Source organism: Streptococcus sp. HMSC064D12 (assembly GCF_001837205.1).
Classification (GTDB): domain Bacteria; phylum Bacillota; class Bacilli; order Lactobacillales; family Streptococcaceae; genus Streptococcus; species Streptococcus salivarius_D.
The window spans coordinates 25,351-34,799 of the sequence record NZ_KV831727.1 but is presented as its reverse complement, the minus strand read 5'-3'; the positions used below and the strand labels follow the sequence as shown (position 1 = coordinate 34,799).

Here is a 9,449-nt window from a genome sequence, read left to right as displayed (position 1 = left end):
TGGGGAAAGTATGCACTTAATTTGACAATTCAAGGCATAAAAAAGAAGGCAAGACTTGTCTTCTTTTTTAATTATTTCTTACCACCCTTAACTGGTGCCTTATCAGCTTTCTCTATAGCTTCTTTAATTGTATTAGTATAGAGTTTAGCACCACGATTAATTGAGTCGCTATCGGATCCAAAGTGAACCCCATCTGTACCATTCCAGATAGAAATATTTTCTTTAGCCACTTGATACCAGTCAGCAACCGTCACAAAGTCGTATTTCTTAGCCATCTCTAACTCATACTTACGTAACTGAATCAAAGATTGGGCCTCATTACCAGATTTACTACCATTATATGGTGTCACAAAGATAATATGGTGACCCTTAGGTAAATTCTTGATAATTTTATTAATAACGCCTTTATAGTCGTCAATCTCATTAACACCACCAGCAATGACAACATCCTTAGCAAGAGCATTACTATCCGCGTAATCTTTAAGCAAATCATTGATTGTTGATAGGTTACGACTGACTACTGCATCTATAGAGACATTATCAATACTTGATTCCAGCTGATCTTTTGATCTAAGAGCTACGGAGTCCCCTAAAACTGTCACTCCCTTATTCACACCAAATGAAGTAGCCTGACTGTTCTCCGCATTTGTACGCGTTAATTTCATCTTAGTCTGAGCTTGCGACAAACCATTAGCTTCTAAATCTTTCTCGAAGTTCCCTACAGCCGGCGCAAAGAGAGAAATAAGCACTGTAATTAAGGTGAGACCACTAAATACATAAAGCACAATATGTCGGTACGGCGTCAAGTCTAGGTCTATTCCAAAGAGACTGGCCTTTCTTCCTGCAATAAATGGCTCTATTATATAGTAGGAAAGTGTCGCAAAAACAATTGACAGAATCGTTGTCAGAATGACCGCAATAATATTATTGGTCAATTGACTAAAGATAATATATAGCGGCCAGTGAAAAAGATAGACACTATAGCTGATTTCTGCCAGATAACTAATAAGAGCAGGCTCTGATTTTCCAGGCAATTTCTCATGGAGGACACGGGCAGAGTAAATCATAACAGCCGTGAACAAACTAGCCAAAACAAAACCAAATAGATAGGTGATGCGTTCCTCAAAATGAAGGACTAAGCCCAACAATACGAGCAAGGCAAAACTTCCTGCCATATAAAGGACTGTCTTTTTCAGAGTCCAAAGACGTATATTTTTCTTGAACCTAGCGGTCGTTTCATACACACCTGAAAGTGTCGCAAAGAGCGAGCCTAGGAAGAATGGATAGGCATGCGTAATTGATGAGAAATATAAGCGAGAAAAACTATCAACAAAGAAAGCACTAATAAACATTGATAGGAAGCTCACCATAAAGCAAGCAAGAGATACCATAAAGACTAGGCCTCTAAATTGATTTTGGTGTTTGACACGCTTAGCTAGGAACCAAAGCAAGGCACCCCAAAGAATATAATAGTGAACCTCAATAGCCAGACTCCATGTATGGAGATAAATGTGCTGGTTAAACTGGTTCTCGTAATTTCCTCCAGTCAGAATCTCATAATAGTTAGTTACAAAACCGATAACAGAGGTAATTTGACGTCCAATACCTGCAATAAAATCATTTCGAACCAAGAGTGCTAAAGGGGTACAAATAAGAACCATCAACACAAGTGGCGGTACTATCCGATAGAAGCGTCGTCGCATAAAACCAAGGTAATCAATGCGATGCGTCCGAGATACCTCATCAATCAAAAGTGCTGTAATCAAATACCCTGAGAAGGTAAAGAAGACATCAACACCGATGAAGCCCCCAGGAAGAATACTTGGGAAGAAATGATAAATCAGAACCAAAAAAAGTCCTGTCACACGAATATAAGAAAACCAGTTAATTCTCATCCTTTAAAAATCCCCTGCTTAAATTTTCCTTTGTAGGTAACCTTATTTTCAGTAGTCAATTTTCCTTGGCCATCGGCTTGCCCAGACTTGAACTCACCTTGATAAATCCAACCCTCATGAGATTTGAAGGTTCCTTGACCATTAAAGGAACCATTCTTAAATTCTCCTGTGTAGGTATCACCATTGTCATAGGTCAAAGTTCCTTGACCATTCAAACGGTGGTTCTGCATCTGACCTTTATAGGTAATCTTAGTCCCATCAATCTTGATAGAATGTTGCGTTTTTATAGTCACCAAAAACAAGGACAGGGCACATAAAATAATTACCCCTACTGTGATACGCTCAAATTGATTTCGGTCAATATCAATATTTTTAAAATCAAAATCCTTTAGTTGTTTAAAATTCATTGTCTATCCTTAATCCACTGTAACCAGTCTCGACAACCTGCAGTTACCAATTTATATGTTTCTTCAAAGTCACCTGTGTACCATGGGTCCGGCACTCCACCAGGTCTGAAAAGCTTGATTTTATCGTCATAATGCCCTGCAGATATCTGTAGAAGATCCTCAACATTTGACTCATCCATTCCCACAACTAGATCAAAGAACTCAAAATCAGCCTGACTAATCTGCTGTGAGCCCTTGGAAGAGTCAAAAGAAATAGCATATTTCCTTAAAATCTTTTGGGTACCTTGATGAACTGGATTTCCATGCTCCCATGAAGATGTCGCGCGACTTTCGATACGCAAAGACTTTTCTTGGTCCAGCTCTTTCATCACAAATTCTGCCATTGGGCTACGACAAATATTCCCCAGACAAACAAATACAATCTTCTTCATTATTCACCTCTTGCCCAAAAACTATTAAGAGATATGCTCACTTATTTTCTTTGTCAAAATTACGAACACACTTTTAAATCATGAAAGTAGGTTCTCATTAATTTTCATTTAATCAATCCATATTATACCGAAAAACTAATCAAATAGAAAGGTTTCTCTCCTAATCATATCGAAAAATTAGTAACCTTTTTTAATAGTTACAACATTCATATTAATCCATAAGTTTAAGGCGTGAGAAAAGAGAACCTAGTTTCCTAGATTCTCCTTTTGTTGGCTTTAGATATTTGACCAAACACTTTCAAGAATGTTTGTTTGTTCACGTCCTGGTCCTACAGAGAAAGTAGAGATACGTACACCTACCAATTCACCAACACGACGAACATAATTACGAGCATTTTCAGGAAGCTCATCTAAACTACGGCAACCTGTGATGTCTTCTTCCCAACCTGGCAATTCTTCATAGATTGGTTTACAGCGTTTCAACTGCTCAAGACTAGCTGGGTAGTAATCAATACGCTCACCGTCAAGGTCGTAAGCTACACAAATTTTTACAGTGTCAAGACCTGAGAGAACATCGATACAGTTCAAGCTGAGGTTTGTGATACCTGATACACGACGGCTATGGCGCATCACCACTGAGTCAAACCATCCTACACGACGTGGACGTCCAGTTGTTGTTCCATATTCATGACCAACTTCACGGATACGTTCACCCACTTCATCAAATAGCTCAGTTGGGAAAGGACCATCACCAACACGACTCGTATAGGCCTTACATACACCAACGACCTTGTTGATTTTAGATGGACCAACCCCTGAACCGATTGTAACACCACCCGCAACTGGGTTTGATGACGTTACAAATGGGTAAGTACCTTGGTCAATATCAAGCATAACCCCTTGAGCTCCTTCAAAGAGGACACGTTTACCTGCATCAAGAGCGTCGTTCAAGATTACAGATGTATCTGTAACGTATTGCTTAATTTGTTGTCCGTAAGCGTAGTATTCTTCAAAAATCTCATCGAATGATAATTCTTCAGCCTCATACATCTTACTGAAAAGACGGTTTTTCTCAGCTAAGTTTGTTTTCAAACGATCAGCAAAGATTTCTTTGTCCAAAAGGTCTGCAATACGGATACCTACACGCGCAGCCTTATCCATATAGGCAGGCCCAATACCCTTGTTAGTTGTACCAATCTTATTATCACCTTTAGCAGCTTCTTGCAGTTGATCAAGTTTAATATGGTACGGCAAGATAACGTGCGCACGGTCAGAAATACGAAGGCTCTCTGTTGACACACCTTCGGCATGAAGATATTCCAACTCTTTGACAAGTGATTTAGGATTGACCACTACACCGTTCCCGATAACAGAGATTTTCTCTGGGAAGAAAATACCTGATGGAATCAAGTGCAATTTAAATTTCTTACCATCGATAACAATCGTGTGACCTGCATTGTCTCCACCTTGATAACGTGCGATCACTTCGGCATCTTGACTTAGGAAATCTGTAATTTTCCCTTTACCTTCATCACCCCACTGGGTACCCACAACAACTACTGATGTCATATTATTTTGATAACGGACAGCTCCACCTTTACGAGGCTGTCCCCACCTTTCTTGAAAAACTTCACGGTGGGAATTTCACCCACAAGTTTCGCGTTACAGTTTATTATAGCAGAAAAAAGGCTATTTGTTCAACGTTGAAAGCGTTTCTTACAAAATATTCTGACAGTTATAGCTAAGATTGCAACTCGTTATTTACAATCTCTTTTTTATCCTTACATCTTATATAGAACTACCAGCTATTTTATGACCAAATAATTCTACTAGCTATTTAACCTGCTTCATATAATGATTTAACTGCCTTTGATTCTTTAAAATAATTGTCTTGTCAGAATAATTTTTAACAACTGTATGATATTGCTCGACATATTTTTTGGAACGTCCGTCTAATAAAATCCATTTCACAAATGCAAAATCAAATTTTTCATTACAGTCTTCTGCCATGCTAGGACGTGTCTTTCCCCTATATGTTAAATAGCGCCTAAATGCCCGATAGAGACAATTAACTCTGTTAAAGTTGAAAAAGACAATACAGTCAGCTTCCCTCATCCGTTCTTCATAAAGACAGGCCGAGTAATTCCCTTCAATAATCCAATCACGTTGTAGCATAAATGTTGATATATCGTCAGTCATTTCATCAACTGTTCGCTCTTGCCAATTTGATGTAAAATGAATTTTATCTAAATGAAGAACCTCACAATTGTAGTGTTGACCTAAAAAGTTTGCCAAAGTAGACTTTCCAGAGCCGCTATAGCCAATGATTGCAATTTTCAACACAGGTCTCCTTTTTCAATTCTGTTTCCTGACTAATATCATAACACAAAGCATATATCTTAGAAGGAATTATCATTTGGAACAACTCTCGTTTGGACAAACAAGCACGTAAAGTTCTGTTTAAAGTGAGTTCTTTCTTAGAAAAATAAAAAAAAAGACCTACAATCAAGTCTCTTTTCGATATTAAACTGCCCCCTACAGGGCTCGAACCTGTGACCCATGGATTAAGAGTCCACTGCTCTACCAACTGAGCTAAGGAGGCTGGATGCTGTATTGGTACCGATGATCCACGGTTTGTATTGAACCCGCGACGTAAAAAAGCAGGTGGGCGACTCGCTACTAACTTCAGTTGCTTCTGGGTGAGCCAGCCTGCACACTGTTAATAGACCTCTGTCTCCCGATAATACAAAAATTAGTCGGTCAACACTTATATGTGGATTCGTATACCACAGCAATTTCTATGTTTTTATAATACCACTTTTGAAAATTATTGCAAGAGGAAAAATCAATTTTTTGCAATCGTTTTCGTTGATTCCTCTCGTATTACCTAGATAACTTATCGATCCGTTCTTTATTAGCTCCAAGAGCTCTTTCATATTTCCCGGTTTCATTGGGTTGGAAATAATTCACACCTCTTAATTTATCAGGAAGATATTGTTGTTTGACCCACTTTTCAGGATAAGCATGGGGATACTTGTAATCTTGTGCATTGCCCAGTTCCTTGCTTCCAGCATAGTGTCCATCTCTCAAATGACGAGGAATAGGTAAATTCCCTGATTTTCTAAGGTCTGCCAAGGCAGCATCCATAGCCATATAAGCCGAATTCGACTTAGGAGATAAAGCTAAGTCAACAACTACATTAGCAATCAAAATACGCGCCTCTGGGAAACCTACTTTCTGTGCAGCTTCCAAAGCTGTAACCGTGTGAACTTGCGCATCAGGATTAGCTAAACCAATATCCTCGTACGCAATCACAGTCAAGCGCCGTGCTAGACTAGGGAGATCTCCTGCTTCAACCAAACGTGCTGCATAGTGAAGACTGGCATTAACATCAGAGCCTCGAATAGATTTTTGCAAAGCAGAAAGCACATCATAGTGTCCATCACCGTCTTTATCCATGGTGATATAGCTACGTTGTAAACTATTTTCCACTGTATCTAAAGTAATATGGCGAAGCCCATCTTCTGAAGCTGGCGTCGACATGACAGCTAAATCTAAGGAATTATAAGCCGAACGTAAATCACCATTAGTAGCCGTAGCAATAAAATCTAGAGCATCCTCATCTAACTGGACATCAAAGTCAAAGCCACGCTCCTTGTCCTCTAGAACACCTAGGATAGCTTCCTTAATATCCTCGTTAGAGAGTGGTTCCAACTCAAATATTTGTACACGACTACGGATGGCTGGTGTGACAGAAAAAAACGGATTCTCCGTTGTAGCCCCAATCATGATAATATTGCCATTCTCTAAGAGTGGCAATAAAAAGTCTTGTTTAGCTTTATCCAAACGATGAATCTCATCTAGAAGCAGAACTAAGCCACCTGAAAATTTAGCCTCTTCCGCAATTTCCTGCAGGCGTTTCTTGCTATCAACAGTAGCATTAAAGGTTCTAAAAGCAAATTTTGTTGTTCCTGCAATAGCACTAGCTATTGAGGTCTTCCCGATTCCTGGTGGCCCGTAGAGAATCATTGACGACAGCATATTCGCTTCTACCATACGGCGAATAATTTTACCTTCACCAACCAAATGCTTCTGACCAATCACCTCTGAAATTGTACGTGGACGCATGCGTAGAGCAAGATTATCTGGCATCTTCTCTCCTTTTTTAACTGATTTTTTCTTATTATAATAAGCATATACTATTTTGTTATAAAAAGAAATTATAAATAGTTCTTGTCAAACCTAAATTCTTATGATAGAATGTTTTGGTATGTGGTGCTAGCACATCCGTAATAAATTCTACCTAGGAGGAAAACACGAAATGGCTAAAGTATGTTACTTTACAGGACGTAAAACTGTTTCTGGAAACAACCGTTCACACGCTATGAACAAAACTAAACGTGCCGTTAAACCTAACCTTCAAAAAGTTACTATCCTTGTTGATGGTAAACCTAAAAAAGTTTGGGCTTCAGCTCGTGCGCTTAAATCTGGTAAAGTTGAACGCGTTTAATCTTATTGGATATTAAGAGAGATGACTTCAGTCGTCTCTTTTTTTGTTCATCGACTTTCCCTTTTGGCTATACTTATGTTATAATAAAGAACTAACAGATAATTCTTATAGAAAGAAGGTGTCAGTATGGGATTTACAGATGAAACTGTTCGTTTCAACCTAGACGACGGTAGCAAAGATGAAATCAGTAATACTTTGACAAATGTTTACCGTTCGTTGGCTGAGAAAGGTTACAATCCTATCAACCAAATCGTCGGTTATGTTCTGAGCGGTGACCCTGCTTATGTTCCGCGTTATAATGACGCCCGTAACCAGATTCGTAAATACGAACGTGATGAAATCGTTGAAGAACTCGTTCGCTATTATCTTAAAGGAAATGGAATTGACCTCTAATGCGAGTAATGGGACTTGATGTTGGCTCAAAAACAGTAGGAGTTGCGATTAGTGATCCCCTCGGTTTTACAGCCCAAGGCGTTGAAATTATCAAAATTGACGAGGAGGCTGAAGAGTTTGGTTTCGACCGACTAGGCGAGCTCGTTAAAGAATATAAGGTAGAAAAATTTGTTGTTGGTCTTCCTAAAAATATGAATAACACTGAAGGACCACGTGTTGAGGCAAGCAAAGCCTATGGTGACAAAATCAAGGAAATCTTTGGAATTCCTGTAGATTACCAAGACGAACGCTTGACAACTGTTCAAGCCGAGCGTATGTTGGTTGAACAAGCAGATGTCAGCCGTGGTAAACGTAAAAAAGTTATTGATAAATTAGCTGCCCAACTTATTCTACAAAACTACCTCGATCGAATGTTTTAAGAAAGTGTAATAGAGACCTAATAGTCAAATGACAATCTAGTAAACTGCCAAGCAAATATACTAGATTTCCTCACTATTCAGTGCTCTCTACAAAAAGGAGAACAATATGTCACACAATCACGACCACAACCATGATCATGAAGTCATCACTTTAGTAGACGAACAAGGAAATGAAACACTTTTTGAAATCTTGTTTACTATTGATGGACGCGAAGAATTTGGTAAAAACTATGTTCTTTTGGTACCAGCTGGTGCTGAAGAAGATGCTAACGGGGAAATTGAAATCCAAGCATACTCATTCACTGAAAATGAAGACGGTACTGAAGGCGACCTTCAACCAATTCCTGAAGATTCAGATGCTGAATGGGATATGATTGAAGAAGTTTTCAATAGCTTCATCGACGAAAACTAAAAATATTCAATGCCATAGGCAAAGAAATGACTTGTTAAAAAGAGATTGGGATATTGTATCTCAGTCTCTTTTTTAGATATTTTTTTCTTAAATGTAAGAAATTAGAGGAAAATTGACTAAATGGTATTATCTGATATACTTTAAATAAGACAATTAGGGGATAAGACCCTTTTATTTATAACTTTCCAAATGTCAACAAAGGAGTTTAATTGTGAGTCCATACAACGAAGACAATACTTTAGATTCAAGTGGCTACCAAGGTTATCATCGAAGCCACCATCGCTCTCATACACAAGAGAATCAATCCGAAAAGATTGAAGTGACAATTCAGGGACATACAGAAGAATCAAATTCGTCTCAAATAGAGAAAAAAACTAAGATTTCACTTCCATGGAAGCATAAAGGCCATATCCTGATTCTCAGTTTGATTTTGAGTATTTTTAGTATATCAGTTCCCTGCTTTACAGACTTTGCCAATAATATACAGTCTCAAAACCTTTACATTGCAAAAATGTTTGCCAATGGTAGCTTACCCTACTCTGACTTTTTTGCGACAGGCGGCTTCTTTTATTACTTACTAGTTTCTCTGGCTTTCCGTTTAGGATCAACTCTTTGGCTGATTCCTATTCAATTCCTTACCTACTATCTTTCTGGAAGTTACCTCTACAAGACTGTCATGCACATGACAAACAAGAAGGAAATTGCCACTCTAATTAGTATTATTTTCTATGTCACTAATGGAACACTTGATTTTGGTGGGCTCTACCCTATCCAATTTGCTATGCCTTTTGTCCTAGGTGCCATCTTCTTCTTAACTCGTTACTTTGCGGGTCACAGTCGTGATGAAGCCTTTATTCTTTACGGCTTCGCTGGCACTGCGGGAGCTCTTTTTGAAGCTCGAACTCTTATTTTCTGGATATTGTCACTTGTGACAATCTTCGTTTACAACCTTGTCAACAAGCACTTTGCTCGTGGTTTTTAT

Annotated in this window: 10 protein-coding genes, 1 tRNA gene, 1 other RNA gene and 1 pseudogene; 5 read left to right on the top strand and 8 right to left on the bottom strand. The window is 38.6% G+C overall.

The window, feature by feature from the left end:
* Positions 1 to 71: 71 nt before the first annotated feature.
* The 8 genes from HMPREF2697_RS02795 to HMPREF2697_RS02760 all read right to left on the bottom strand — a co-directional run bounded on the left by HMPREF2697_RS02795 (position 72) and on the right by HMPREF2697_RS02760 (position 6,885).
* The gene (locus tag HMPREF2697_RS02795; protein WP_049553533.1) at positions 72 to 1,895 is read right to left on the bottom strand and encodes an acyltransferase family protein; all 1,824 of its coding nucleotides are present in this window, start codon (positions 1,893 to 1,895) and stop codon (positions 72 to 74) included.
* On the bottom strand, positions 1,892 to 2,302 hold the full coding sequence (locus HMPREF2697_RS02790) for an MORN repeat-containing protein (RefSeq protein WP_002885750.1): 411 nt from the start codon (positions 2,300 to 2,302) through the stop codon (positions 1,892 to 1,894). Before HMPREF2697_RS02790 ends, HMPREF2697_RS02795 begins: the two co-directional genes overlap by 4 nt.
* Positions 2,299 to 2,733, bottom strand: a complete 435-nt coding sequence (locus HMPREF2697_RS02785; protein ID WP_045769362.1) for a low molecular weight protein-tyrosine-phosphatase — start codon at positions 2,731 to 2,733, stop codon at positions 2,299 to 2,301. The genes HMPREF2697_RS02790 and HMPREF2697_RS02785 overlap by 4 nt, the downstream gene beginning before the upstream one ends.
* Positions 2,734 to 3,009: 276 nt before the next feature.
* Complete coding sequence (locus HMPREF2697_RS02780; RefSeq protein ID WP_002887072.1) at positions 3,010 to 4,302, bottom strand: adenylosuccinate synthase; 1,293 nt, start codon at positions 4,300 to 4,302, stop codon at positions 3,010 to 3,012.
* A 264-nt stretch (positions 4,303 to 4,566) separates the two neighbouring features.
* The gene (locus HMPREF2697_RS02775) at positions 4,567 to 5,073 is read right to left on the bottom strand and encodes a DNA topology modulation protein (protein ID WP_045769360.1); all 507 of its coding nucleotides are present in this window, start codon (positions 5,071 to 5,073) and stop codon (positions 4,567 to 4,569) included.
* A 189-nt stretch (positions 5,074 to 5,262) separates the two neighbouring features.
* Positions 5,263 to 5,335, bottom strand: a tRNA-Lys gene (locus tag HMPREF2697_RS02770).
* Positions 5,336 to 5,531, bottom strand: a non-coding RNA gene (ssrS, locus tag HMPREF2697_RS02765) — 6S RNA.
* Between the two features lie 85 nt (positions 5,532 to 5,616).
* Complete coding sequence (locus HMPREF2697_RS02760; RefSeq protein ID WP_002885641.1) at positions 5,617 to 6,885, bottom strand: replication-associated recombination protein A; 1,269 nt, start codon at positions 6,883 to 6,885, stop codon at positions 5,617 to 5,619.
* 169 nt (positions 6,886 to 7,054) lie between these two features.
* Between HMPREF2697_RS02760 and rpmB the strand changes: the two genes are divergently transcribed.
* From rpmB to HMPREF2697_RS02735, 5 genes and pseudogenes are all read left to right on the top strand, one after another.
* The gene (gene rpmB, locus HMPREF2697_RS02755) at positions 7,055 to 7,243 is read left to right on the top strand and encodes a 50S ribosomal protein L28 (protein ID WP_002885786.1); all 189 of its coding nucleotides are present in this window, start codon (positions 7,055 to 7,057) and stop codon (positions 7,241 to 7,243) included.
* 126 nt (positions 7,244 to 7,369) lie between these two features.
* Entirely contained in the window at positions 7,370 to 7,636 is a 267-nt protein-coding gene (locus tag HMPREF2697_RS02750) for an IreB family regulatory phosphoprotein (RefSeq protein WP_002885737.1), read from the top strand.
* The gene (gene ruvX / locus HMPREF2697_RS02745) at positions 7,636 to 8,055 is read left to right on the top strand and encodes a Holliday junction resolvase RuvX (protein ID WP_002887078.1); all 420 of its coding nucleotides are present in this window, start codon (positions 7,636 to 7,638) and stop codon (positions 8,053 to 8,055) included. Before HMPREF2697_RS02750 ends, ruvX begins: the two co-directional genes overlap by 1 nt.
* Before the next feature lie 106 nt (positions 8,056 to 8,161).
* A complete protein-coding gene (locus HMPREF2697_RS02740) occupies positions 8,162 to 8,467 on the top strand; it encodes a DUF1292 domain-containing protein (protein WP_070849561.1) in 306 nt (101 codons plus the stop codon).
* A 211-nt stretch (positions 8,468 to 8,678) separates the two neighbouring features.
* Positions 8,679 to 9,449, top strand: a pseudogene (locus tag HMPREF2697_RS02735) (hypothetical protein); the annotation flags it as partial.

What these genes read in the sequence shown, in the direction of transcription:
- HMPREF2697_RS02795 (WP_049553533.1), bottom strand. Translation starts at nt 1,895, where the DNA reads ATGAGAATTAACTGGTTTTCTTATATTCGTGTGACAGGACTTTTTTTG.
- HMPREF2697_RS02790 (WP_002885750.1), bottom strand. Translation starts at nt 2,302, where the DNA reads ATGAATTTTAAACAACTAAAGGATTTTGATTTTAAAAATATTGATATT.
- HMPREF2697_RS02785 (WP_045769362.1), bottom strand. Translation starts at nt 2,733, where the DNA reads ATGAAGAAGATTGTATTTGTTTGTCTGGGGAATATTTGTCGTAGCCCA.
- HMPREF2697_RS02780 (WP_002887072.1), bottom strand. Translation starts at nt 4,302, where the DNA reads ATGACATCAGTAGTTGTTGTGGGTACCCAGTGGGGTGATGAAGGTAAA.
- HMPREF2697_RS02760 (WP_002885641.1), bottom strand. Translation starts at nt 6,885, where the DNA reads ATGCCAGATAATCTTGCTCTACGCATGCGTCCACGTACAATTTCAGAG.
- rpmB (WP_002885786.1), top strand. Translation starts at nt 7,055, where the DNA reads ATGGCTAAAGTATGTTACTTTACAGGACGTAAAACTGTTTCTGGAAAC.
- HMPREF2697_RS02750 (WP_002885737.1), top strand. Translation starts at nt 7,370, where the DNA reads ATGGGATTTACAGATGAAACTGTTCGTTTCAACCTAGACGACGGTAGC.
- ruvX (WP_002887078.1), top strand. Translation starts at nt 7,636, where the DNA reads ATGCGAGTAATGGGACTTGATGTTGGCTCAAAAACAGTAGGAGTTGCG.
- HMPREF2697_RS02740 (WP_070849561.1), top strand. Translation starts at nt 8,162, where the DNA reads ATGTCACACAATCACGACCACAACCATGATCATGAAGTCATCACTTTA.